Consider the following 25,904-nt stretch of genomic DNA (forward strand, 5'->3'; position numbering starts at 1 on the left):
CACGCTGGAGACTAGCTACAAGCTGCAAGCTTCAAGCGACAAGGAAAACCGGGGTTAGGGTTTAGCTTGCAGCTTGTGGCTTGTAGCTTGCCGCTGCGAATAACGGTAATGCCGTTATTCGCTTTCGATCTGCGCCTGGTACTGGTCGGCGGTGAGCAGGTTGTCGAGATCGGTTTCTTCGCTCATGGCGATCTTGAACAGCCAGCCACCTTCATAGGGGGCGCTGTTGACCAGCTCGGGCTCGTCTTCCAGGGCTTCGTTGATTTCCACGATTTCACCGGACACCGGGGCGTAGATATCGGAGGCCGCTTTTACGGATTCCACCACACCGGCTTCGTCGCCCGCGGCAACTACCTGACCCACTTCCGGCAGCTCCACATATACCAGGTCGCCCATGGCGTCCTGGGCGTGGGCGGTGATACCCACGGTCACTGTGCCATCTTCATTTTTGGCCCATTCGTGGCTGCTGGCATAACGCAGTTCGGCGGGGATCTCGCTCATTGTTGGCTCTCCTTGTTGAGTCACTGCACGCAACATGCTTTTCGCACGCACGCTGAAAAATATGGAATGATTTTCTGTAGGAGCCTGCCTGCAGGCGATCTTGCCTGAAAATCAAAAGATCGCTTGCAGGCAAGCTCCTACGGTGGCCGCTCCAGGCGTGTTGCGTGAAGCGTGCCGCGTGTTGCTTAAATCTCTTTATAAACCGCTTGGCCGTTGCGCACGAAGGGGGCTTTTACCACCTGGGCCGGCTGGCGCTTGTTGCGGATTTCCACTTCCACCTTGCCGCTGGCACCGGCGGGCAGACGCGCCAGGGCAATGGACTTGCCCAGGGTCGGTGAAAAAGTGCCGCTGGTGATCTCGCCTTCTTCATCGTTGGGCAAAATCACTTTCTGGTGAGCGCGCAGTACGCCCTTGCCTTCCAGTACCAGGCCAACCAGTTCGGCGTGGCCGTTTTGCTGCTGGTTAAGCAGCGGCTGTCGACCGATAAAATCACGGTCATTCAGCACCAGAGTCCAGCCCATGTTGGCTTCCCACGGCGTAATATTCTCGTCCATGTCGTTGCCGTACAGGTTCATGCCGGCTTCCAGACGCAGGGTATCGCGGGCGCCGAGGCCCGCCGGGGCCACGCCCGCCGCCAGCAGCTGATCCCACAGGGCCACTGCATCGGCGTTGGGCAGCATGATTTCCACGCCGTCTTCGCCGGTGTAGCCGGTGCGGGCGATCATCCAGTCGCCGTCTTCGGCGAAGCCGAAAATCTTCAGGCTGTTCACGGCATCCGCCTTGTTTCCCTCCAGCAGACCGGCCAGCATGGCGCGGGCCTCTGGGCCCTGGACCGCGAGCATGGCGAGGTAGGGGCGCTCCTGGATATCCACGGCAAAACCGCCGGCCTGCTTTTCCATCCAGTCCAGATCGGTTTCCCGGGTGGCACAGTTCACCACCAGGCGGAAATCGTTATCGCGCTTGTAGACGATCAGATCATCAATCACGCCACCGCGCTCATTGAGCATGCCGCTGTAAAGAGCACGGCCGGGCTCGATGCGATCCACATCGTTGGCCAGCAGATGACGCAGGAAATCACGGGCACCGGCACCGGCCACATCGACCACGGTCATGTGCGACACATCGAAGACGCCAGCCTTCTGGCGCACCGCATGGTGCTCCTCGATCTGGGAACCGTAGTTGATCGGCATATCCCAGCCGCCAAAATCCACCATCTTGCCGGCCGCAGCTACATGCGCGTCGTACAAGGCTGTGCGATGACCCATAACTTCACCACTGCTCAAATGAGGGGCAATTATATCCGCCAGAAGCCTGTGGGAATAGGGTGGCGGGATGGACAGGTGGGGCTTCGGAGCCAGTAACAGGGTGTCTACCGGGCAGCAGCGGCCTCTCCATCGGTGATGGCGGGTGATGAAGATAGTGGCGAGGTACGAGGAGCAAGTTGCGAAGTGCAAAACCCGATCGTACTGACAGTATGCCTTTCGCAACTCGAAACTCGTTACTCGCTGGCGCTCGGATCGTCATGCGAGCATGGACTCCTACAAAACCAAGAGCCCCCAGTACAGCCCCCCGGTTTGGTCTTTCGCGTGTTGCATGTTGCGTGAAGCGTGCAGCAGCCGCAGCGCGGCCAAAAAAATGCCCCGGCAAGCCGGGGCAAGGACAGTCATGCGAAAGGAAACTCGCAGATTATTGACGATTACTGAATGGACACGCTCTGGTAGCTCAGGTTGATGCCACCCGGCGGGATCTGCAGCTGCACGGTGCCGGCACCCAGATCACCCAGGGAGATCTCCAGATCCACATCCAGAGCGGCCTGGTTCTGCAGCCCGATGAACAGGCGGCCATCCGGCAGGAAGTCCAGCGGACCTTGCAGCACCACGTTGTCGATGGGCAGGCTCTTCACGTTGTGGCTCAGGCCAGGCACGCTCAGGGCCGGGGCATCGAACAGCAGGTTGAAGGTGATGGTGAACACCGGTCCATCCGGGGTTTCGGTGATGAAGCCCACCGGCGGCACGGTACGCGGCCCATTGGGATCATTCACCGGATCGGCCGGTTCATAGCGCACACGCATGATGTTCGGGCCGGTGGAGGTCTCGATGGGCAGCAAGCCAATGTTGGTCAGCCCCAGTGCCTCGGTGAGACCATCCAGCCCCAGAGCACCCAGCAGGCCACCGATGGTGCTCTCGGAATCCAGCGACAGACCCGCTACGACTGTGGCATCCAGGTTGGTGAGCGCCACGGTGGTCGGATAGATCACCACCGGTACACCCTTGCCTTCCACGAAGTCGATGATTTCAGTGTCGAGCAGACCGGTCACATACATGATCTTGTCGCTGTCACACTGGGTCGGCTGGGTGTTGGCCAGGTCATCGTAGCCACAGCCGGTGTTGGCAGAAATCACGAAGTCACCACCACCACCATCGCCACGGGGCTTGATAAAGGTGGCGTTGGCCGGGGTGTTGGCTGGATCCAGGGTCGCGGTTTCCGGCAGTACCGGCTCACCACTGTCGATCTGGAAGTTGTTGTTCACATCCGCGCTGGGCAGGTTGGCCAGCGGCTGGAAGGTGGTCAACTGTACCGGGCCACCCTTGAACAGGATTTCCATGTCCGGACCACCATCCTTAAGGCCGCCACCCAACAGGGGGGCACTCTGGAACGGCAGACCTGCGGCGGAACAGATGCCAGCACAGCCGGTGCCGCCGCCATTACCCGCCATCACGTACCGATACAGCGCGCCTTGCTCCCAGGGTTGCTCCGGGGTAAAGGTCACGTTACGGGCTTCCACGGTCAGTTCACCGTCCACCGCCTGCCAGGAGCCTGCATTGTCTTTTTCCACCTTGAAGGTGTTACCCAGAGTGATCGTGGACGCGTCCATGTTCTGGGAGAAGCGCACCCTGATGGCCCGGTTTGCCGGCAACGACACAATCGGCATGGAATCTATCACCACCTGTTCCGCTTCCGGGCTGGAAGAAATACAGGCGCCCTGGAAACCGCTGTCGATAGTGGCCTGGTCTGCCGCCGCAGTAACACAGGGGAAACCGGGGTACACGGTCGCCGCGAAAGGACCGCGCTGCACGTCATCCGGATCGTTGACCACGTATTGCGGCAGGGTGAAATCAAGGCTGTTGTCGCCTTCCAGGGTGTCCAGCATCTGCAGCGGATTTCCTGCCAGGTCGGTAATCGCCGGGGTGGTCGTCACCACATACTGCACACCGTAATCCACCGGCGCGTCCGGGGTAATTACCAGCGCATTACCACTCAGCTCCCAGCTGAAGGGTTCCGCCATGCCACCCTTGGTCAACTGCAGGCTGGTGCCGGCCACAATGGAATCCGGATCCAGAGCTTCATTGAAGTGAACCACGATGGGCTCACCGGGCTCCATGCGGTCAGCCACGTTACCCGGCTGCCAGGACAATTCGACGCCATTGCCTACATTAGTCACCGGCACAAAGGGGTTAACCGTATCTGCCGGCTGCAGGGGGGCATTTTCCTGGTCCCGGTATGACTCCATGCGGAAGCTGAGCACGCCGTAGCTGTTCTCCACACCCAGCACCCGCGGCTCGACCACGGTGATGGCGTCGGTGTTGAGCTGGCCGTTTTCGATCAGCCCCGTCCCCACCAGCTCCAGATGCATGATGTTCTGGGTAAAGGCACCGTTGGCGCGGGCATCCGCGGTGGAGGTGGCAATATCCATGTACAGACGCAGCTGCTTGGGCGCATCGTCGCTTTCGGCATTGGGGTTGGGGAACAGGTAACCGGTGGCATCGGAGATAATCTGCACGGTCACTTCACCGGAATCGAACCCTACCGGCACCTCACCACCAATAAAGACTTCCAGGGCATCCCCTGTCAGGACACCACCGCGCTTGACCCGCAGCGGCGTCACGTCCGGGAAGTTCGGCGCAAACGCCAGTTCGGCATAGACATCACCGGACTGCTTGGACACGGTCTTGTCCTGCAAGAGGGTACCGATCACCGGCACACAGTTGATCGGCTGACCGGTCAGCTCGGACAGGCGCACACCCTCATCCTGACAACCCAGATCCGGGTCTGCCGGCGGCGCATTGGTCACCAGTACGGCACGCTCACCGGTGGTCGGCGAGGTCGTATCCTGCGGTACCGTGGAGTGAGAATAAGCGGTAATGGTGTCACCGGAGGCGCTCTTCACGCCATTGATGACCAGCTCGTAGGTCTGGCCCGGCACCATGTCTTCCTTGGGATCCACGGTGATAGCGGTGCGGCCGACCAACATCAGGGCCGGCACCACTTCGCCGTTGCTCATCAGGCTGACAGTATCGCCGTAGACCGCACTGCTGGCATCAATGGGCTGGGTGGTGCGTACCCGGAAGGAGGAAAAGTCCATGCTCTTGAACTGGTCGTCGTCCGGGAACAGGGAAGACACGGCAAAGGTATCGCTGGTGCGCTGGCCGGCCAACGGGCCCTCCAGAGCCGCACGGGTGGTGAAGTTGAGTGCACCATCCTTGAAGGTGGTGGTCTCACCCAGCACAGTGACACCATTCATGACCACCTTGTAGTCAGATGCCGGCTTGAGTGCATGGGTCGGGGTCAGCACAACGCCCTTGCCGCCCGCCACAGACTCGAGAGTAAAGGGCACATCTTCACCGGTCGGGCCGGTGAAGGCGAAATTTTCCGCTGCAGCACTAACCGTGTGGCTGAATTGCAGGGCCACAATGGTGCGCGGCGCCACCTGCTGCTGATCATCCAGCGGATAGGTGTAATGCAGGTTGCGCGCATTGAACGTGGGCGTATTGAAACTCACGCTGGCACTGTCACCGCCGCAGCCGACCAGCGAGGCCGCTGCGATGGCTGATGCGATGAGGGCTGTCTTGTTCTTTTTCATGTCGCGCCTCCGTTAGAACTTCAGGGTGAGGGAACCGGAGAACACATGGACATCGCCTTCAGTGTTCACGGACTCGTAGGGGTTGGTCACGCCGGGCCGGGTGGTGGTCAGCTCGAATTCACGCTCTTCCAGCTGCTGATACTGGTAACCGAAATCGAGACGCATCGGGTAAGCCAGGATCGGCGGGTTCTTGATGATCAGGGCACTACCTACGCCCACAATCAGACGGTCATTGTCGAAGTAGTTCACGTCCGGGGTCTGGATGCTTTCCAGCGGGCTCTCATGGTAGGCCACCCCACCGAACAGCTTGATGTGATCATTGATGGAAAGCTCGGCACCGATACGCGGCACCAGAATATCCTTGAACTTGGCCTGGGCCTGATCCTTGACGGTGTCCTTGGCCAGCTCTTCTTCCAGATCGCTCCAGTTTTGCTGCTCCACACTGGCCGCCACGCGGAAGTTATCGAAGAGCTGGTACTGCAGGCCGGCACTGATGATGTCCGGCTGGTAGGAATCGATGGTATCGATCAGCACGGTGATGCCCGGATCTACCACGGTGCCCGGAATGGTCAGATTGGATTCCACAGCCGTGCGGGCGGAGGTGTGGCCGCGGAAGGCCACAGCACTTTCCAGACCGGAGAAAATGCCGCAGTCGTCATTGCCACAGAAGATCTTGTCCCACTCCAGGTTCATGGACAGGATCGGGCGAATCACCGGCTTGGCTTTTACATTCAATTCTTCGTACTGGGTCTCACCGGCCAGATTGGCGCTGGCAATCAGAGTCGCTTCGTTGCGCAGGGAAACGTGAGCAGAGGCACCAGTGGTAATCCCGTTGGCCACTTCCAGGCCGCCACCCAGGTTCAGGAACAGCGGCTGGCGACCGTACTGCATGTACTGGCCTTCACGGGAGTTCTGGGACTCAAAGGCCAGCATTTCTTCACCGAATTTCTCCACCCCGGCGATAATCGCGAAATAGAGGGGGTGGTCACCTTTAAGCATGTCGGTCAGATCGGTTTTCAGCGCAATCACCTGCTGCTGGGTATCGGCCACATTGGCCTTGTCGCCGTCACGAATCACAGCAGCGCCACCGCCGCTGGGGTTACCCTTGCTGATCACACGCAGATCGTGCTCACCGTGCAGCAGGCCCGCCGTTAATTCACCGCGTGGGTCCTGGGTCAGGTAGGCCGGGTTGTAGTAGAGGGCCGAGGCCTGGGTGTTAAACAGGGAAAGCGCCTGCGCCGAACCCACATCCACGGGCAGCAGGCCGTAAGTGCTGGCAGTGTTGCCCATGGCGGCAAAAGCCGGGGCGGTCAGCATGGTCGAGAACAGGGCTGCGGCCCCCAGTCGGCTAAAGGGTTTGACGGACATATTGGGTCTCCGGCGTTTGTTATTCGGCTTATTTCCACTCTCTTCTTGAGCGTGGGGTTTTTACAGCGAAGAACGGGTGAACGGTATGCACCAGCTGACCTGTTCCTGCCTATGTATATGCAATAAGTAAAACAAAAGCCCCGGGCGACAGCCGTTGCGAAAAGGTTGGGAATGGTTGAGAAAGGTGTGTGACTTGGCGGACTTGTTAAGCTGTGTAATCAGTGTGTTATTGGCGGGACAGCAAAGGCTTCGTTTGCAAGCAAACTCCCACAGTACGGGTTACCCGGGTTTACGTGATGCATGTTGCGTGATGCGTGATGCAGCCGCTAAGCGGCCAAAAAAAACCGGCCCGAAGGCCGGTTTTTATCCCTGAACCGGGTTTATTGCTTGATGGGCTCACCCAGGTATTGGAGATGCAGGCCATTAGGCGGTATCTGCAGGTTGATCTCCGGGTTGGCCAACGGAATAAAGCCAAGCTCGATACCCAGCTTCACATCAATCGGCACCGCATTGCTGTTGAGCTGACCGATCACCATGCGGCCGTCCGGCAGGAAAGTCACCGGGCCGGACAGGTTCAGTGTCAGCGGCGCACTGTGCAGGCTATGAGAACCATCCAGCACGATATGCATGTCAGGTGCATCCAGATACACCTCCACATCGGTGCGGAATTCCGGACCGGATTCGGTTTCCACAATCCAGCCCGGGATCAGCCCCTGACGCTCGATCTCGTCATATACGAAACTGCCATCAGGATTGGTCTTGCCGCAGTAGTTTTCCGCATCGACAGGCCAGGCCACACAGCTGTATCGCATGCGCATGTACTGGGTTTCAGTAGGCGTCTCACTGGGTATCAAACCAATGATCTTCACCAGTAGCGTGACTGAGGACGCCTGAATCATGGTCGGGTAGAGCCCCACCCTGACAGCCCGCATGGGCTCGCCGGTTTCCGGGTCGATAATGGTTTCACCGGATTGCAGATCCCGGTACACCGCCGACCCGAACACTTCCGTATCCAGCGCCCCCACTACATGAATATCACAGCGCTCCGGCACATCGCAGAGCAACTCTGGATCAGAGAGGATACCGTCACCATCGTAGTCATCCACCACCAGTCCGGTGGTATTCACACCGGCCCCATTGCCCTGATAACCCGGTTCGCCATCATCAAACTGGCCGTTACCGTTGAGATCCGCGGTGGGGAGATTGCGCAGGGGCTGGAACACCGAGTCTGTGGCTGCCGCACCCACAAAGTGAAGGTGCATGTTAGGACCGCCCATATCATTGTCAGGCGCCTCCAGCACCGCGGTCTGCAGACGCTTGCCCGCCACAGAGCAGATCGCCTCACCGCTGCTGCAGTCATTCGCCTGCTGGCTGCCGGTGCCGTTGACACTCATCAGTATGTAACGGTAGCTGACACCCTCTTCCCAGGGCTGATCCGGGGTGAACACCAGACTGCGCGCACCTATGGTGAGCTCACCGGTGACACCGGACTCACAGTGATACTTACGCTTGCCATCCTCGTCGTAACGGATCGGCGCACCCTGCGCATCGGATTCCACTTTTTCCACCCGGAAACTGCCGACACCACAGGCCTCGCTGTTTTCAAACACGATGGAGGCCGGATCCATATCCTGGGAGAAGTTAACCCGAATGGAACGGTCTGCCGGCAGCTGCGGTACCGGGTTGCGGTCGTCTTCGGTTTTCCCACCACGACAGAAACCATGGTTACCGGCCTCGATTTCCCAGTGCTCATTGTCACTGGCACAGGGGAAACCCGGGTAGGAGGTAAGGGCAATTGGGGGTACTGCCTCGCCCACCAACGCTGGCAGGCTGAACTCTCGATTGAGTGGCGCCAACGGATTACCGGCCAGGTCGGTGACTGTACCGCTGAGCTGCACCTGATAGGTCGACCCCATGGCCAGCGAGCTTTGCGGGCGCAGGATCAGGGTGGCACCATCCAGCTCCCAATCGAAAGGCTGCGAGACACCACCACTGAGCAGATCCAGACTCTGCCCGGCCACCAGGGTGGTCGGATCCAGTGGCTCGCTGAAGTTCAGAATCACCGGATCACCAGGGCGCGCCTTGTCTGCCACACCACTGTCGTTGGCTTCAGGCACCATGGATTGCAGTACCGGCGCGGTCATGTCCGGCAGCAGTGGCGGTGCATTTTCCTGATCACGGTAGGACTTCATATGGAAGCTGAGCAAGCCAAAGGCCTGCTCCTGGCCGAGCACCGTGGGCTCGACTACGCCCACTGCATCGATCTCCATACGGCCATCATTGACCAGTGCCATGCCGTTCAGCTCTACGTGCATGAGGGTCTGGCTAAGCCCGCCGTTGGCTTCCGGGTTTTCCGCTGTCATGGCCACATCCATGAACAGCCTTACCTGCTTGGGAGCCTGATGGGAGTCACTGTACGGGTTGGGCACCAGATAACCGGAAGCATCGGAAAGGAAGGTCACCTTGATAGCGCCGGTTTCGATGCCCGCAGGCACATCCCCACCCACGTTTACCTGGATGTTACTGCCGGTCAGAAGACTATTACGGGCAATGCGCAACGGTGAGACATCCGGGTAGTTAGGCAGAAACGCCAGCTCGGCCCGAACATCACCGGATTGCAGGGTGGCATCCTTGCCGCCCAGCAACGTGGACTGGATCGGCACACAGTTCATCGCAGAGCCAGTCAGCATGGCGCTGATGGCATCGGGGGCATTACAGGGATTGACCGCTTCCTCACTGGCCTGAACCACTTCCTGCACCAGAGTCGCTCTTGGCATGGAGTTACGTGCCGTCCAGGTCTGGCTGTAGCCGCCAGTCAGTCCATCCTGCTGCACACCCCGCACAGCGTCAGTAAGCTTCAGGGTGTATTGCTCGCCAGCATTCAGATCCTCAATCGGATCAATGGTCACCGCATTGCCCTTCACCAACAGCACGGCCGGCACAGTACCCTCGGGGCCTTCCAGCTCCACCGAGGCATCCGCCTCGGTATCACCATACACCAGCGAGCCGGTTTCCAGCTGCTGATTGAACTGCAGGCGAATGGTAGAGAAATCCATGAACTGCAGTGGGTCGCCACTGGGGATGACCTTGCTGATCGCCAGATCCGGGGCCATTTGCTGCCCGGAAAGAGGACCGCTGGCAGACATGCGGGTCACAAAATCCAGCCCGCCGTCTTCGAACTGTGCTTCACCATTACCGGTATCGATGCCGCTGAGTACCAGCCGGTAATGAGTGGTGAGGTCCAGTGGCCCGGAAGGCTGAATCACCACCCCTTTGCCTTGCCCTACGGATTGCGGCGCCCGCAGAGCCACATGGTTGCTGCCCGTGTCTTCACAGGCTTCGCCCAGGGACGGGCACTTGAGCAGGGTGAAATGACTGCTATCCACGCTGACTTCGTGGGAAAAGCGCAGAATCAAAGGGCTCTTCGGCGATACCCCTTCCTGACCATCATAGGGGTAGCTGTAATAGACCTCGCCGATCTGCCAGTTCTCGTAGGTGGGTCGGTCTCCGGCTTCACCGCCGCACGCACCCAGAAGAGCTGCGGAGGTGGCCAGGCATAACGCTTTCAGTTTCATGGTCATGCCTCCTAGAATTTGAGGGTGAGGGAACCGCTGAGAACACTGACGTCCCCATCGGCTTCGACGGTTTCATAGGATTGCGGGTAGTTCGGCGAGCGCTGGTCGTAAAGATCAAACTCGCGGGACTCCAGCTGCTGATATTGGTAGGCCAGGTCAAATCGCACCGGGAAGGCCAACAACGGAATCGTCTTGTACTCAGCCGTCAGACCCAGGCCTACGATGAGCTTGTCGTTATCAAAGTAGTTCACCTCAAGAGAACCATTTGAGGACATCGGCGACTCACTCAACGCCACCCCGGCAGTCAGCATATAAGTGTCATTGAGATGGAATTCCCCGCCCACGCGTGGCACGACGATATCCTTGAACTGCAACCGGTCTGCCCCCGTCGCGTTGACAGCCTGATCCTTGATGGTGTCGCGCTCCAGTTCACTTTCCAGCTCTGACCACTGCTGCATTTCCAGGGTAACGCCGACCCGCCAGCGCTCACGGCGCCATGACAGACCCGCCGCGTAGATATTGGGTTGATAGGAGTCGATGGTGCTCACTGCCAGGCTCATGCCCGGATCCAGCACGGTATTGGGGATGGTGATGGTCGAATCCACCTTGGTACTGGAATTGGAATAACCACGAAAACTGAATGCCGCCTCCAGGCCATTCATCCAACACTCGTCCTGGTCAGCACAAAAGCTCTCACCAAAATCCATATTCATGCCGAAGATCGGCCGAATCGATGGCACCGCAGAGACATTCAACGTCTCGTAGCTGGTCACCCCATCCAGGGTGGAGCTGGCCACCAGTTCAGCCTCGGAATGCAGGGTGATCCGCGCGGAGAGCCCCATGTCCAGGCCCCGCCAGATCTGCGTGCCGCCGCCCAGATTCAGGAACAGAGGCTGGCGACCGAACTCCATATATTGGCCAGCACGATCTGTGGCGGAACTGAACGCCATCATTTCTTCGCCATATTTCTCCACCCCAAGCATGAAGCCCAGATACAGAGGATGCTCGTACTGTGTCAGGTTGGTGAGATCCGTCTTCATGCCCAGCAGCATTTGCTGGGAGGGCGCATCCTGCAGCACATCGCCGTCCCGTGGCGAAGCAAAGCTACCGCCCCGGACTTTGGAGGCGCGCAGCTCATGCTCGGCATGCATCAGGCCGGTGGTCAGGGCGCCGCGGGCATCACGGGCAAGGTTGGCAGGATTGTAATAGGTGGCAGAGACCTGGCCGTTGAACAACGACAGGGCCTGGGCCGAGGCCACGTCCGACGGCAGCACCCCGTAGGTGGTGCCGATATTGCCCATGCTGGCCATGGCCAGCGGTGCAGACATTACCCCCATCCCGGCCAGAATGGCGGGAAGCAGTTTCCTTTTTGTCATGAAGCTCTCCTGAGACCTGCCCGAACGGGCTTATTGTTTTAACCCAAAAAGATAGGCACCGATTTGCCCAAAAAATGTGGCATAAGCGTACCAAAGTGACCGAAACATTACCTTACAACTGCGTCTCAAAACACCCTTTAATTTACATATATACACATAAAGACACGATACAGATGCATATCAGTGAGGCATTGTTATTAGGGATTTATTTTGTAGACATCAGAAAGCATCAGCCCTGAAAACCGGGGCAAGATGCACAGGCATACACAAATCGGTCTCAGCGCGGATTTCAAGGCACGGCAGATAGGAGGAGGGGGGGGTACAAGCTGCAAGCAGCAACGCGGACAAGGCCTCAGGTTCTGGCAGCAAGGAGCCCGCGCTTCCAGCACAGGATGCGGTTTTCTCGGTTCAGGGCTATATGCTGAATAACGCTTCGCTGCATGAACGCGGGCACAGCCTGGTAATCCCGGACACGCGCTCCCGCGTTGTAGCTTGTAGCTTGCAGCTTGAAGCTCGCCCCTTCTAACGCCTGCGGGTCAGCAGGATGACGGGCAGCAGGCCCAGCAGCACCAGGGTAAGCGACGGCGCGGCTGCCCGCTGCCATTCGCCTTCGGCGGTGAGTTCGTAGATGCGTACCGCCAGGGTGTCCCACCCGAAGGGACGCAGCAGCAGAGTGGCGGGCATCTCTTTCATGACATCAATGCCCACCATCAACAATGCCGTCAGCAGGCCTGGCAGCATCATTGGCAGGTAGACCCGACGGCCCACCTCCGAAGCGCTGGAACCCAGGGTGCGGGCGGCTTCGACCAGGCCCGGCTTGACCTGCTGCAGGGCGTTCTCCACCGGGCCGTAGGCCACCGCCAGAAAGCGCACCACATAGGCCAGCACCAGCGCCAGCAGACCGCCCACCAGGGGCACCGACAGGCCCAGTGAATGGAACCAGCCCTGCACGGCACTGAAACTGACCATGATGCCCACCGCCAGCACCGAGCCCGGCAAGGCATAACCCAGGGTGGCCAGTTGCACCGACGCCGAGACCATGGACGAGGGCTGATGGCGTTTTACCCAGGCCAGCCAGCTGGCCAGCACCAGCACCAGAGAGGCCGCCATGGCGCCGAGCAGAAAGGTGCGCCAGACCAGATTGGCAAAGCGCAGATCTACCCCCTGCAGGCCAGTGCCGACTACCCAGTACAACAGGCGGGAGACGGGCAACAGGAAGGCCAGGAACAATACCGCAAACGCGAAGGCGCTGATCAGCCAGGCCAGCCGCGGCCGGGCCCGCATCACTTGCCGGCCACCCAGTTCGCTGTAGCGGGCGCGGCGGCGACCACGGCGTTCCAGCGTCAGCGCCACCAGCACGAACAACAGCAGCAGTGACGCCAACTGGGCCGCGGCCTGCAGGTTGAACAGACCATACCAGCTCTTGTAGATGGCGGTGGTAAAGGTATCGAAATTGAATACCGAGACGGCACCGAAGTCCGCCAGGGTTTCCATCAGCGCCAGCGCCAGCCCGGCGGCAATGCCCGGCCGCGCCATGGGCATGGCCACCTTGAAGAAAGCGCGCAGCGGGCTGTCGCCGAGAATCCGTGCCTGCTCCAGCACACTGCGCCCCTGGGCCTGGAAGGCCAGCCGCGCCAGCATGTACACGTAGGGATAGAGCACCAGGGTGAGGGTCACTACGACCCACAACGGGTGGCGGGCACTGAAGCCGCTCAGGTCCGGCCACCAGTCGCGCAGCTGGCTCTGCACCGGCCCTGCGTAATCAAGCAGGTCCACCATGACGAAGGCCAGCACATAGGCAGGCATGGCCATGGGCAGGAACAGGGCCCACTCCAGCCAGCGTCGCCCGGGGAACTCCAGCGTGGCCACACACCAGGCTAGCGACACCCCCAGCGTCAGCACCCCGATGGTGACACCCACCATCAGCAACAGGGTGTTGCCCACCAGCCGCCACAGCACCGTATCCAGCAGGTGCTGCCAGGTTTCCCACTGCTGTTGGTGCCAGGCACTCAACAACACCAGGATCGGCACCAGAACCAGCAACGCCAGTGCGACTGCACTGGCGCCACTGAAACCGGGCAAGCGGAAAGCGGGGAGCCCCGAAGCGGGCACGGACATGCGGCTCACTGCTTAGCGATACCCCGCCCGGTCCATCAGTTTCACCGCTTCCACCTGCAGGGCGCCGGCCACACTGACGTTGAGGTCATCCTCACGGAAATCGCCCCAGGACTTCACTTCCTCGGCAGATTCCACCGTGGGATTCACCGGGTACTCCAGATTGATTTCTGCCAGCAGGTGCTGGGCCTCCGGCTGGGTCATCCACTCCAGCAGGGCCTTGGCCTGTTCCGGGTGCGGCGCGTATTTGGTCACCGCGCCGCCGGAAATGTTGATATGTACGCCGCTTACCTCCTGGTTGGCCCAGAACAGGGACAGCGGCAGTTGCGGGTTGTCACGCTTCATGCGACCAAAATAGTAAGTATTCACTATGCCCACATCGCACTGACCGGCGACGATGGCCTCCATCAGGGCGGTATCGTTGGAGAACACATCGGTGGCCAGATTACCCACCCAGCCACTGACCACGGCTTCCGCCTGCTCGGTGCCCAGACGCTCGATCATGGTGGCCACCAGGGACTGGTTATAGACCTTCTTGGAGGTACGCAGGCAAAGACGCCCCTTCCATTCGGGCTGCGCCAGGGCTTCGTAGCTGGACAGCTTGTCCGGGTCCACCCGCTCGGTGGAGTAAACGATGGTACGGGCTCGCTTGGTGAGGCCGAACCACTGCTTGTTCGGGTCGGTGAAGCTGTCCGGCACATTGGCATCCAGCACCACCGATTCCACCGGCTGCAGCAGCTCCATCTCTGCGGCATTCCACAGGTTGCCGGCATCCACGGTAATCAGCAGATCCGCCGGGGTGCGCTCGCCCTCCGCCTTGATACGGGCGGCCAGGGCGGAGGCATTGTCAGTGATATAGCGAATGGTGATACCGGTTTCTTCTGTATAGGCATCGAATACCGGTTTGATCAGATGATCATTGCGGGAGGTGTAGACCACCAGTTCGTTCTCGGAAGCAGGCTCAGAACAGCCCCACAGGCCTGACAGCGCCACCAGGGTTGCCGCCATGGCACCGACTCTCCAGCAAACACGCATATCCCTTAACTCCAGTCCGGGGAAATTCAAACAAGAATGATTCTTAATTGGTCTATCAGTATGGCAGGTCTTTGCGTGAAGTCTAGCCGGAATTTCGTGCCCGCCGGGGCGGTTGTGCCAGCCCGGGCAGATCGGCACTGCGGCCCAGCGCCCGGTTGACGAAAAAGCCTTTCAATGGCCCGCCCTGATTGACCATGCGCATACCGGTATTGCGTAACCAGCGCAGCGGCAGGGCCCGCTGCTCGAACAGTTGCTGAAAACCGCGCATGGCATTCTGCATCACCAGATTCTCACCGCGCCGGCGGCGCTGATAACGTGCCAGCGCATGACGGTCGGCACAGCCCAGTCCGGATTCCACCGCGCGACTCACTTCTTCCGCCAGCACCGCGGCGTCCAGCAAGCCCAGGTTGACCCCCTGCCCGGCCAGGGGATGAATCACATGGGCGGCATCGCCCACCAGGGCCAGCGCCGGCGCCACATACTGGCTGGCGTGACGGGGCTGGATCGGGAACACTGCCCGCTCGCTGAGCAGGGTCACCTCGCCGAGCACATCGGCTACCGCCGCCTGCAGCTCCATGGCGAAGCGCCCGGCATCACACTCTTGCAGTTCACGAATCCGTTCGGGCCAGCCAGACCAGACAATGGAGCACTGGCACTGCTCGCCCTGCTGCGGGTCACTGTAAAGGGGCAGCAATGCCAACGGCCCGGATTCCATGAACACCTGACGGGCACAGCCCTGATGCGGCAAGGCCGTGCCGATGGTGGCCACCAGCGCATGATGGCCGCTGTCGGAAGCCCCGCCACTGATCCCGGCCCAATCCCGCACCTGTGAGCGGGCGCCATCCGCGCCCACCAGCAGATCCGCCTGCAGACGTTCACCCCCACATACCACACGCCAGCCACTGTCACTGTCATTGCGACGCGCACTGTCCACCGAGGTACCGCAGCGCCAGTCCAGGTTCGGCAGGGATTGCGCACGCTGATACAGCGCCGCCGTCAGATGGCCGTTCTCCAGCAGCCAGCCCAGCGTATCGGCACCCGCTTCTTCAGCAGAGAAACGCACCTCGCCGGTACCGTCCTGATCCCAGACCTGCATGGCGTTATAGGGCTGCACCCGCTCTGGATTGAGGCAATCCCAGACACCACTGTTGCGCAGCAGCCAGTAGCTGGCCTCCGTCAGCGTAGACACCCGCAACTGGGCCTCCCCCTCCGGCATCACCGGCACCGGCGCCCCATCCAGCACCGTCACCCGCAACCCGGCCTGAGCCAGCAGAACCCCCAGCAAACCGCCGGTCATCCCACCGCCAACAATAATGATGTGCTGTTCGCTAACGCCCGTCATAAATCCTTTCCAAAACGCACAGATGCCCTCAGGCAGTCTCCGCCATTCAGCTATTGCCAAACCAAGTCACGAGAAGCGAGTTTCGAGTTGCGAAAAGCAAAACCGTTTTTCAGATTTTCGAAACTCGTTTCTCGTAACTCGAAACTGTTGCTCCACCCCGCAACGCCGACGCCTCTCCGTAGCAAGGTTTCCGCTTTTGAATTCAACTATTCACTATTCACTATTCACTGTTAACTATTAACTGCCTTTCAAATCCCCATCGCCCTTTTCGCAAACCCACTCCTCAGCCCCGGCATGATATCCAGCGCCACCAGACCCAGCTGCCGGCTATGAGCAAACAGCGGTTGCTGGACGCGGAACAGTTCCGGCACCCAGCGGGAGGCCTGGCTGATCAGGGCCTGATCCTTTTCGCGCTTTTCGGCATAGGTCTGAAGGGTGGCAAGGCTACCGGGGTTGTCACTGCCGCCCACGGTCTGCGCCAGTGCCAACAGATCCCGCACGGTGAGATTGAAGCCCTGCCCGGCTACCGGGTGCAGGGTGTGCGCCGCATTGCCCACCACTACTGCATGGGGCACCACCTGGGCACAGGCTTCGGTGAGCACCAGCGGGTAACGCTGGCGTTCACCCATGCCGGTCAACCGCGGCGCCTCTGCCGGGCAACGGGCCTGCAGCTGGGCCAGCGCCTCTTGCTCGTCCATGGCCATCCACTGATCCACCTGATCACGGGGACCGGTCCATACCAGCGCAAAGCGCTGATCCGGCAAAGGCAGCAGGGCCAGCGGGCCATCATTGAGGAAGCGCTCGTAGGCGATCCCTTCATGGGGCGTCGCTACTGACAAGTTGGCAATCAGGGCATCGTGGCCGGTGTCATGATCCCGGGCACTGATGCCCAGCCATTCCCGGGTTTGCGAACGGGCGCCATCGGCGGCAATCAACAGGGGCGTTTCCAGCACCTCGCCACTGGACAGACTGACCTGATAGCCGCCTTCCAGACGACGAATGCCGGACAGGGAATCCGGCGCCCGCACGCTGATGGCCTCATCATTGAACAGCGCACCCAGCAACACGAAACCCAGCCAGCGGTTTTCCACCACCGCACCCAGCTGATCGACGCCCTCTTCCTCGGCGGACATGCGGGTCAGCCCCAGCCGGGATTGCCGCGACACATGCACCGTACCAATTACCGCTGCGTGCTCACGAATGGCATTGCCCAGCCCCAGATCATCCAGCACCGCCAAAGTGCCGGCGGACAGCGCCGTGCTGCGGGCATCAAAGCTGGGCGTCAGCGGCGGCTCGGAAGGCAGCGTCAACGGATGACTCTCCACCAGCACCACAGAGCTAGCGCCATGACGACGCAACAACAACGCCAGCATGGCCCCCGCCATCCCGCCACCCACAATCACCAGAGGTTGTTGGGTCATACCAATGTCCATTTTTACTGTAGGAGCACCACTCGAGGCGCGAACCCAAAGGGCGAGTTACGAGTTGCGAGTACCGAGTAACGAAAGGCTAAAAGCTCCGCTTTTCGAAACTCGCGACTCGTTACTCGAAACAGGCTGTGCAACCCTGCCACTCCGACGCGGCTTCGTAGCAGGCTTTCGCTTTTGAAGTTAGCTGTTAACTATTCACTATTAACTGTTAACTATTAACCGCCCTTCATCACCCGCTCAATCTCCGCCACATCCTTCGGCACCTCATGCGTCAGCACCTCGCAGCCATCTTTCGTGACCACCACATCGTCCTCGATGCGAATGCCGATACCACGCCATTGCTCGTCCACAGTATCGTCGTCCGGGGCGATATAGAGACCCGGCTCCACGGTGAGCGCCATGCCCGGCTCCAGCTGGCGCCACTGGTCCTGCACCCGGTAGTCGCCCACATCATGCACATCCAGGCCCAGCCAATGGCCGGTGCGGTGCATGAAGAAGCGGCGATAGCCTTCGGTTTCCACCAGTTCGTTGAACTCGCCCTTGAGCAGGCCCAGATCCAGCAACCCCTGGGTAAGGATGTTGACCACCTGCTCGTGGGGGACATTCCAGTGGTTGTCCGGGTGCGTCGCTTCGATGGCCGCGTACTGGCTGGCCAGCACCAGCTCATACAGGGCCTGCTGGGGCTTGCTGAAGGTGCCGTTGACCGGGAAGGTTCGGGTGATATCCGAGGCGTACATTTCCAGTTCGCAACCGGCATCTACCAATACCAGATCGCCGTCCTGCAGTTTCTGACGATTATCAATGTAATGCAGGATGCAACCATTGGCGCCGCCACCGACAATGCTCGGGTAGGCCGGGCTGCGCGAGCCATGGCGCATGAATTCGTGGATATATTCGGCTTCCAGCTGGTATTCCATCATGCCCGGTTTCACTGCCTGCATGGCCCGCACATGGGCACCGGCGGAAATGCTGGCCGCCTTGCGCATCAGCTTGATTTCGGCGGCCGACTTGAACAGGCGCATGTCGTGGAGGTGATGGGCCAGGGCCACGAACTCCCCCGGCGGCTGGGCACCGGAGCGCACCCGGTCACGGATGCTGTTGACCCAGCCCATCAGGCGGCGGTCGAATTCCGCATCCATACCCAGGTCGTAGTAGACCCGCTCTCGACCCTCGATCAGACCCGGAAGGATTTCATCGATGTCACCGATAGGAAAGGCGTCGTCGGCATCAAAATCGTTGACCACCCCGTCAGGTCCGGAGCGATAGCCGTTCCAGATTTCCATGGTGCGATCACGCTCACGACAGAACATCACATATTCGCCATGCTCACGGCCGGGCAGCAGCACCATCACCGCTTCCGGCTCGGCAAACCCGGTCAGGTACCAGAAATCACTGCTCTGCCGGTAGGGATACTCCACATCACGGTTGCGGATGTGCTCCGGGGCCGCAGGCAGAATGGCAATGCTGTTGGGCCCCATGATGCCCATCAACTCCTGGCGGCGACGGGCGAATTCCTGACGATTTATGCTCAAAACCCCTCCTGGATATACGGGAGTTGACGTAATCAGTGCTTGGTCGGTGGTGCGGTTGGCTTGTCGGCCTCTTCAGACTTGGCCTGGGGACGCATGACCAGTTCAGTGTAAATCATCAGCGCGGCCATGCGGCAGTGTTCCGCCACCTGTTCGAACATGTCTTCCTCTTCATCCCCGTCGCTGTCCGGGGTTTCCACCTGGCTGATCGCTGCCAGGTCAGAGAGGGCCTCCTGAATGCCCTGGGAGAGATCCTTGTCGTGGGTATTGGCAGAGCCGGTGCCGAACCCCACCAGAAAACCCTCGCACCACTGACCAATGGCCGCCACCCGCAACCCCAGATCTTCGTCATCCCCCGGCAACAACAGGTGAAGTGCCAGCCCGGTGCCGGCAAAACCACTGGCCAGCTCATCACGGGCGGCCACCAGCATCCCGCCCAGGGCAGGGTCAAACAGCTGGCCCTGCTCGAAATCCACATGGGAGGCCAGCACGCCCAGCAGCTCCTCGTCACGGCCGCCATGGCCGGTGGCCAGCAAACCGGCCGTGAGTCCCTGCAGCTCGCTGGGGGAATGAGCTATGCCAGCCGCGGCCAGGGACTGGGCCAGCACCTCGAAATCAATCTGGTTGGACATGGGATATTCCGTTATTTGCAGCCATGGCCCTCTTCCTGAAGAAAGCCATGAAAAGTGTGCGCTAAGTAGCTATCAGCATTCAATTTCGTTGACCCCTGAAACCCCCACACCTATAGTTGAAAAAGCCTGTCAACCGGGAGGGGGAGCCGAGATCGGCAAATCCCGGTAAGGTGCAGGGGACGCGGGCCTTAACCGGCCCACACCTTAGGCGAACCACGATCATTTTGCCATGACGACGGAACAACAACTAAAGCAACTGGAAACCCGCGTCGACGAGCTGCTGCGAATCAGTTCGCGGCTTCGCCAGGAAAACCTGGCCCTCCACGAACGGGAAGCCAAGCTGGTAGAAGAACGCGCCCAGCTGCTGAAGAAGAACGATGTAGCCCGTAACAAGGTCGAGGCGATCATTTCGCGTCTGAAATCCCTGGAGCAGGAATCCTGAGCGTGATTCCCTGCCCAACCCTAAACCCAGTAATAGCGGTGCCCTAGGTCATGTCTAACGAAAACTCCCTGGTGATTCATCTGCTCGACAAGGAGTACCGTGTCGCCTGCCCGGAAGGCGAACAGGACAACCTGCTGTCTGCCGCCCGTTATCTGGACACCCAGCTGCGTGAAGTGCGCGACGCCAATGTGATCGGGCTGGAACGCATCGCCATCATGACCGCCCTGAACATGAGCCATGAACTGCTCAACGCCCGCAAGAATGCCGGCCAGGATTCCGAGAGCGAAGCCCGTGTACAGGCCCTGCTGAGCCGCCTGGAAGACGAAATCCAGGCCTTCGAAGACGCCCGCCGAAAGCTGTAGCAGAGCCGCAACAGGCATCACGCGGCACGCCAACTTCAGAAATACCAAGAACCCTCACTGTGAGAGCGATCGCTCGATCGCGAATCCGCACCTGAGCGAGGCATCATCCCCAGGACTATCCGCCTTTATTCAGCCGTTGTAGCCCCCACAAGATCTTCGATCTCACCAGGGCTCGAATCGCGGTCGAACGACCGCTCCCACTGCCGCCGCACCGCTTTTGAACTTAACTGTTAACTATTCACTGTTAACTGCCTTTCTGCCCTGTCAAGACTGTCCCCCACCCACACCACTGTTATAATGGCTTCGAGTGTTTCCTGGCCCGTGCGCCAGAGGGCCATGTCCCTGAGCCGATAACGTAATACCCGGGGGCATATATTGCTCTGTCCGTGTGCATGTCCGCCCAATGAGCGGAAAGCCTGAGGGCATAGCTGCTGCCTCCACCTTGAACCATACGGTTCAAGGGTCAAGCCCGCAGCGGCGGACCGGGAAGCACCCTTTATTTCTTCGCCTGATGCTGGACGCCAGAGGCCGGATGCCTGATCTACAGCCACTCTCGCCATCGGAACGACAACAGCGTCAGCAGCTGCGCCGGCAGATACGCCTGAAACGCCGCCGGCTTACCCCCGGGCAGCGCCGTCGTGCGGCCCGTCGAGCCGGCCCCGCCCTGGTACAGGCCCTGCAACACCGCCCAACCAACCATATTGCCCTGTATCTGGCCAACGATGGCGAGCTCGATCTGTTGCCGGCCATGGGCCACGCTCGACTGCGCCAGGCCAACACCTATCTGCCGTGGCTGGATCCACTGAGGCCAGGGTTTCTGCACTTTCGCCTGTGGCAGGCCCATCACCCCATGCGCCCCAATCAGTACGGCATTGCCGAACCGGCACTGGCAAAGCGGGGCCGTGCGCTGTGGGCTCTGGACGTGATACTGCTACCTGCCGTGGCCTTTGACCGCGCCGGTTTCCGGATGGGTATGGGTGGGGGGTATTACGACCGCACTCTCGCCGATCTGGCACGACGACCGCGCCAGCCAAGACTGCTGGCAGTGGGCTATGATTTTCAGTGTGTGGAGGAAGGCACGCTACCGCTGGCCCCGTGGGACCAGCCGGTAGATGGGATCGTTACTGCTGGGTCTGAGTGACGACGATACCGGCGCTGTCAGCATATTGCTGGTAGTCCGGCTCGTTGCCGCCGTGGGTGATGCTGCTTACCAGCACGCCCAGCCCGAAAACGATTGCCAGTAGCACCAGGGCATCCGGCTTTTTCTTCATTTTTCTATTCCCCAAAGTGGTACAGCTAAAATCAAGTTTCTGAGTAAAAAGTATTAACAGGACAGTCACTGTAATCGGATTGACTGTCAGAAAATGCCAACCGGGTCAAAATTTGACCATTCCATCATGGAAAGTCAAGCAGTTACCGGCACCTGTTGACGCTTCTTAACAGAACTACGTCATAACTCTTAGTCAACTGGATCACACAAATGCATCAGAATGCATAACCAGTTGGCTCAGGCCTCACTGACAGTGCCATCGCGGGTGTGTGACCACCCACTGCAAGGTTTGTTCCAGCGAAATAGCAGGACGGAATTAATTCAGGAACAGCCGGTAGGCCGGATTATCGCTCTCTTCCACCATGGGATAGGGCACCTTCTTCAGATCCGCCAGCAACTGGCTGCCCTTGCCCTCCTCCACCTGGAAGCCCACCAGTACCCGACCATAGGCCGCACCGTGGTTGCGATAATGGAACAGGCTGATATTCCACTTGCCGCCCAGCGACTGCAGGAACGCCATCAAGGCCCCGGGACGCTCCGGGAACTCCACCCGGAACAGGCGCTCGTGCAAATCCTGACGGGAGGTATGTCCGCCCACCAGGTGACGAATATGCAGCTTGGCCATCTCGTTACCGCTCAGGTCCACCACCGGGTAGCCCTTGTCGGTGAGCTCCTGCATCAACGCCTGTAGCGCCTTGCCGCCGGGCTTGAGCTGGATACCCACAAAGATATTGGCCTGCCGGTCATCGCTGTAGCGGTAGTTGAATTCGGTGATGCCGCGACGGCCCAGCGCCTGACAGAAGGCCCGGAAAGCTCCCGGCTTCTCGGGGATCGTCACCCCCAGCAGCGCCTCGCGCTGTTCCCCCAGCTCGGCACGCTCGGAGACATGGCGCAGACGATCGAAATTCACATTGGCGCCACTCTGGATCGCCACCAGGGTCTGATCCTGCACCCCGTGTTTGGCCACCCAATTCTTCATGCCCGCCAGCGCCAGGGCACCGGCCGGCTCGCAGATAGCGCGGGTATCTTCGAAGGAATCCTTGATCGCCGCACAGATTTCATCGGTGGTGGCGGTGATCACCTCGTCCACATGATCCTTGAGGATCTTGTAGGTTTCCTTGCCGATCTGCTTCACCGCCACGCCATCGGCAAACAGGCCCACTTCCTTGAGCGTCACCCTGCGCTTGCTGTCCATGGCGGCCTTCAGACAGGCCGCATCTTCCGGCTCCACCGCAATGATCTTCACCTCCGGGCGCACGTACTTCACATAGGCCGCCACACCCGCCGCCAGACCGCCGCCGCCCACGGGAATGAAGATGGCATCCAGATCCCGGCTCTGCTGGCGCAGGATTTCCATGCCCACCGTGCCCTGGCCGGCAATCACGTCGGGATCATCGTAGGGGTGCACAAAGGTCAGGCCACCCTCGGCCTCCAGCTTGCGGGCATGGGCGAGAGCTTCATCGAAGCTGTCCCCATGCAGCACCGCCTTGCCACCGTGATTGCGCACCGAGTTGACCTTGATGTCCGGCGTCGTCCGCGGCATCACGATGGTGGCCTTCACGCCCATGGAGGTGGCCGCCAGTGCCATGCCCTGGGCATGGTTCCCCGCCGAGGCACAGATGACACCACGATCCAGCTGCTCACGGGTGAGCTGGCAGAGCTTGTTATAGGCCCCGCGCAGCTTGAACGAGAACACTGGCTGCAAATCTTCACGCTTGAGCAGTACCCGGTTGCCAATTCGCTTGGAAATCAACGGCGCTGCATGAATAGGAGTTTCCACCGCCACGTCGTAGACGCGGGATTGCAGTATCCGTTTGACGTATTTATCCAGCATGAAGGTGTCCGGGTTGCTCAGGGATGGGTCTTGGAAGCGTCATAGTCTAGGGGTTGGCATGGGGAATTGCGATAGTCCGGGGTCGAGTCCACGCCCTTGCTGGCCTATAATTCCGGCTCATCACACTCATCAGCATGACAGGACAGGTTCATGGATCAGGATGCGCTGAAGAAGCAGGTGGCAGAAGCCGCCCTGCGCTTTGTGCCCGAAGGCGAATACATCGGTGTGGGCACCGGCTCCACCGCCAACTTCTTCATTGATGGTCTGGCCACCATGAAGGACCGCATCAAGGGTGCCGTGGCCAGCTCTGAAGCTACCGCCGAACGCCTCAAGGGCCACGGTATCGAAGTGGTGTCGCTGAACGACGTGGATCGCCTGCCGGTGTACGTGGACGGCGCCGATGAGGTGAACGCCCACCGGGAAATGATCAAGGGCGGCGGCGGCGCGTTGACCCGGGAAAAGATCGTGGCCGCGGTGGCCGATCAGTTCATCTGTATTGTGGATGGTTCCAAGCAAGTGAAACGCCTGGGCAAGTTCCCGCTGCCGGTGGAAGTGATTCCCATGGCCCGCTCCCACGTGGCCCGCAAGCTGGTGGCCCTGGGTGGCCAACCGCAATACCGCGATGGCTTTGTCACCGATAACGGCAACATCATTCTCGACGTCCACAATCTGGACATCATGAATCCCATCGAGCTGGAAGAGAAGATTAACAACATTGTCGGTGTGGTCACCAACGGCCTGTTCGCCAAACGCCCGGCCAATGTGGTGCTGGTGGGCGAAAACGGCAGCGTGAATCAGTATTGAAGCGACGCGGCACGCTTCATGCAACACGCCTTTTGTTCGCGTAGGTAAAACACAAACTAGTGGCTGCTGTAGGAACCGGAGTGCAACGGAGGTAACAGCCGCAGGGTGAGCGCAGCGAATAACTTGCCTGCTCGCGATCCGAGCCTGAGCGAGGTAAGGATTCCAGAAACACATCTCGAAGATCAAAACCCAAACCGCTTTCCATGCTTCTGATTTTGCCTTTCGAAACTCGTAACTCGCAACCCGAACCTTTTCACCTCGCCGAGGCTCGGATCGCCTGCAGGCAGACTCCTACAGCGGCTTCAGATCCGTGGTTCTTATGTCATGGCTTTCGATTCATGTCCCGGATCATGTCGTCGCTGCGGCGGCGGATGTGGTTGTGCAGATCCTGCTGACGGGTCTCGAAACGTTGTCGCTGTGCGTCGCGCTGATCCTGCATCTGCTGCTGTTCGCGAAGACGCTGATCTTCACGCAGCGCTTCTTCCCTCGCAGCAGCATCTAGGGACTGTGTCGATGAGGCTGGCTCTGCTGCTCCGGCAGGAGCCAGCGGCAGTATCAACATGAGGACAATCCCCGCTGCCTCTTTCCATTGCGCTTTCATGATTTCCTCCCGACTGATAGGGCAAAAGAGCATCACTGGATACTCATTCCCCATGATTTCAATATGCCAGATCTCGCTCACCAGAGCGTGAAGCCCACCAGCATCAGGCTACAGGATCAGACCTCCGGTTTTTTCTTTAGCATGTTGCGTGATGCATGCAGCGTGTTGCGGCCGCGAAGCGCCCACAAAAAAGGCCGCTACAAAGAGCGGCCTTTTTTTGTGCTTGCCAGGAATTAATCCCAGAAGTTGTACCACGGCTTGGCTTTCGCCTTGGCATTAGCGTTGGCGGCGCCTTCTTCGCCCGCTTCCACATTGGCATTCACTTCTGCTTCAGCGCTGGCTTCCATGGCTGCCTTGGCTTCGTCACGACGTTGCTTGGCCGCTTCCTTGTGCTCTTCCATGCGCTCTTCAGCCGCTTCGTGCTCGTCTTCCATGCGGTCTTCGGCATCGTCCATCTTGGCCTTGCCTTCTTCCTTCTTGGCCTTGGCTTTGGCTTTCATCTCTTCATGCTTGGCGTCCATCTCCGCCTTCTTGGCGTCACGCTTCTGCATCATTTCTTCTTTCTTGGCCTGGCCCTTGGCCTTGGCTTCGTCACGGCTTTCGCGCACATCCTGCTCTGCCGCCTTGGCATCCGCCTCGGCATTAACAGCTGCATTGATCCCCGCATTCAAATCAGCAACGGCTACCTGGCTCATCATTGCTGCACCGGCAGTCATTGCCAGCAGAATCTTCTTATCCATGCTTTTCTCTCCTTGCTTCATGCCGGGGTGGCATGAATGTGTTGGTCCAATCTTCGCTGAATACCTTGTGCCAAACACCGATTCACC

Annotated in this window: 20 protein-coding genes and 1 other RNA gene; 5 read left to right on the top strand and 16 right to left on the bottom strand. The window is 59.8% G+C overall.

The window, feature by feature from the left end; translation table 11 throughout:
• Positions 1 to 114: 114 nt before the first annotated feature.
• The 12 genes from gcvH to MWU49_RS11110 all read right to left on the bottom strand — a co-directional run bounded on the left by gcvH (position 115) and on the right by MWU49_RS11110 (position 19,764).
• Complete coding sequence (gcvH, locus tag MWU49_RS11055; protein ID WP_246972097.1) at positions 115 to 501, bottom strand: glycine cleavage system protein GcvH; 387 nt, start codon at positions 499 to 501, stop codon at positions 115 to 117.
• 185 nt (positions 502 to 686) lie between these two features.
• Positions 687 to 1,766: a glycine cleavage system aminomethyltransferase GcvT gene (gene gcvT / locus MWU49_RS11060; protein WP_246972099.1), complete on the bottom strand. Its 1,080-nt coding sequence runs from the start codon at positions 1,764 to 1,766 to the stop codon at positions 687 to 689.
• A gap of 431 nt (positions 1,767 to 2,197) precedes the next feature.
• On the bottom strand, positions 2,198 to 5,362 hold the full coding sequence (locus MWU49_RS11065) for an Ig-like domain-containing protein (RefSeq protein WP_246972101.1): 3,165 nt from the start codon (positions 5,360 to 5,362) through the stop codon (positions 2,198 to 2,200).
• Positions 5,363 to 5,374: 12 nt separating this feature from the next.
• Positions 5,375 to 6,730 (bottom strand): outer membrane protein transport protein, encoded by a 1,356-nt coding sequence (locus tag MWU49_RS11070; protein ID WP_246972103.1) that lies wholly within the window; start codon positions 6,728 to 6,730, stop codon positions 5,375 to 5,377.
• Between the two features lie 380 nt (positions 6,731 to 7,110).
• Entirely contained in the window at positions 7,111 to 10,305 is a 3,195-nt protein-coding gene (locus MWU49_RS11075; protein WP_246972104.1) for an Ig-like domain-containing protein, read from the bottom strand.
• 11 nt (positions 10,306 to 10,316) lie between these two features.
• Positions 10,317 to 11,681: an outer membrane protein transport protein gene (locus tag MWU49_RS11080; RefSeq protein ID WP_246972105.1), complete on the bottom strand. Its 1,365-nt coding sequence runs from the start codon at positions 11,679 to 11,681 to the stop codon at positions 10,317 to 10,319.
• 522 nt (positions 11,682 to 12,203) lie between these two features.
• On the bottom strand, positions 12,204 to 13,799 hold the full coding sequence (locus MWU49_RS11085) for an iron ABC transporter permease (protein ID WP_246972106.1): 1,596 nt from the start codon (positions 13,797 to 13,799) through the stop codon (positions 12,204 to 12,206).
• A gap of 12 nt (positions 13,800 to 13,811) precedes the next feature.
• The gene (locus MWU49_RS11090; RefSeq protein ID WP_246972108.1) at positions 13,812 to 14,804 is read right to left on the bottom strand and encodes an extracellular solute-binding protein; all 993 of its coding nucleotides are present in this window, start codon (positions 14,802 to 14,804) and stop codon (positions 13,812 to 13,814) included.
• Between the two features lie 109 nt (positions 14,805 to 14,913).
• On the bottom strand, positions 14,914 to 16,173 hold the full coding sequence (locus MWU49_RS11095) for an FAD-dependent monooxygenase (RefSeq protein WP_246972110.1): 1,260 nt from the start codon (positions 16,171 to 16,173) through the stop codon (positions 14,914 to 14,916).
• Positions 16,174 to 16,421: 248 nt separating this feature from the next.
• The gene (locus tag MWU49_RS11100) at positions 16,422 to 17,594 is read right to left on the bottom strand and encodes an FAD-dependent monooxygenase (protein ID WP_246972112.1); all 1,173 of its coding nucleotides are present in this window, start codon (positions 17,592 to 17,594) and stop codon (positions 16,422 to 16,424) included.
• A gap of 224 nt (positions 17,595 to 17,818) precedes the next feature.
• The gene (gene pepP / locus MWU49_RS11105) at positions 17,819 to 19,135 is read right to left on the bottom strand and encodes a Xaa-Pro aminopeptidase (RefSeq protein WP_246972114.1); all 1,317 of its coding nucleotides are present in this window, start codon (positions 19,133 to 19,135) and stop codon (positions 17,819 to 17,821) included.
• Positions 19,136 to 19,167: 32 nt separating this feature from the next.
• Positions 19,168 to 19,764: a UPF0149 family protein gene (locus MWU49_RS11110; protein WP_246972116.1), complete on the bottom strand. Its 597-nt coding sequence runs from the start codon at positions 19,762 to 19,764 to the stop codon at positions 19,168 to 19,170.
• A gap of 229 nt (positions 19,765 to 19,993) precedes the next feature.
• On the opposite strand from MWU49_RS11110, the gene MWU49_RS11115 reads away from it, so the two are divergent.
• The 4 genes from MWU49_RS11115 (at position 19,994) to MWU49_RS11130 (ending at position 21,709) form a co-directional block, all read left to right on the top strand.
• Positions 19,994 to 20,206: a TIGR02449 family protein gene (locus tag MWU49_RS11115; RefSeq protein ID WP_035232471.1), complete on the top strand. Its 213-nt coding sequence runs from the start codon at positions 19,994 to 19,996 to the stop codon at positions 20,204 to 20,206.
• A 50-nt stretch (positions 20,207 to 20,256) separates the two neighbouring features.
• Positions 20,257 to 20,568: a cell division protein ZapA gene (locus tag MWU49_RS11120; protein ID WP_246972118.1), complete on the top strand. Its 312-nt coding sequence runs from the start codon at positions 20,257 to 20,259 to the stop codon at positions 20,566 to 20,568.
• Between the two features lie 308 nt (positions 20,569 to 20,876).
• Positions 20,877 to 21,061: non-coding RNA, 6S RNA (ssrS, locus tag MWU49_RS11125), on the top strand.
• A gap of 39 nt (positions 21,062 to 21,100) precedes the next feature.
• The gene (locus MWU49_RS11130) at positions 21,101 to 21,709 is read left to right on the top strand and encodes a 5-formyltetrahydrofolate cyclo-ligase (RefSeq protein ID WP_246972119.1); all 609 of its coding nucleotides are present in this window, start codon (positions 21,101 to 21,103) and stop codon (positions 21,707 to 21,709) included.
• Here the strand turns inward: MWU49_RS11130 and MWU49_RS11135 are convergent.
• A complete protein-coding gene (locus MWU49_RS11135; RefSeq protein WP_246972120.1) occupies positions 21,690 to 21,839 on the bottom strand; it encodes a hypothetical protein in 150 nt (49 codons plus the stop codon). The genes MWU49_RS11130 and MWU49_RS11135 overlap by 20 nt on opposite strands.
• Positions 21,840 to 22,154: 315 nt before the next feature.
• Complete coding sequence (ilvA, locus tag MWU49_RS11140) at positions 22,155 to 23,693, bottom strand: threonine ammonia-lyase, biosynthetic (RefSeq protein ID WP_281502300.1); 1,539 nt, start codon at positions 23,691 to 23,693, stop codon at positions 22,155 to 22,157.
• Between the two features lie 129 nt (positions 23,694 to 23,822).
• On the opposite strand from ilvA, the gene rpiA reads away from it, so the two are divergent.
• Positions 23,823 to 24,476, top strand: coding sequence for a ribose-5-phosphate isomerase RpiA (rpiA, locus tag MWU49_RS11145; RefSeq protein ID WP_246972122.1), 654 nt, complete (start codon positions 23,823 to 23,825; stop codon positions 24,474 to 24,476).
• Between the two features lie 322 nt (positions 24,477 to 24,798).
• Here the strand turns inward: rpiA and MWU49_RS11150 are convergent, their stop codons facing one another.
• Together MWU49_RS11150 and MWU49_RS11155 are read right to left on the bottom strand one after the other, a co-directional pair.
• Positions 24,799 to 25,077 carry a hypothetical protein gene (locus tag MWU49_RS11150; protein WP_246972124.1) on the bottom strand — a complete coding sequence of 93 codons (279 nt, stop codon included), beginning with the start codon at positions 25,075 to 25,077 and terminating at the stop codon, positions 24,799 to 24,801.
• A gap of 233 nt (positions 25,078 to 25,310) precedes the next feature.
• Positions 25,311 to 25,817 (bottom strand): hypothetical protein, encoded by a 507-nt coding sequence (locus MWU49_RS11155; RefSeq protein WP_246972126.1) that lies wholly within the window; start codon positions 25,815 to 25,817, stop codon positions 25,311 to 25,313.
• Positions 25,818 to 25,904 lie beyond the last annotated feature (87 nt).

This window comes from Alcanivorax sp. S6407 (assembly GCF_023016115.1).
Taxonomy (GTDB): domain Bacteria; phylum Pseudomonadota; class Gammaproteobacteria; order Pseudomonadales; family Alcanivoracaceae; genus Alcanivorax.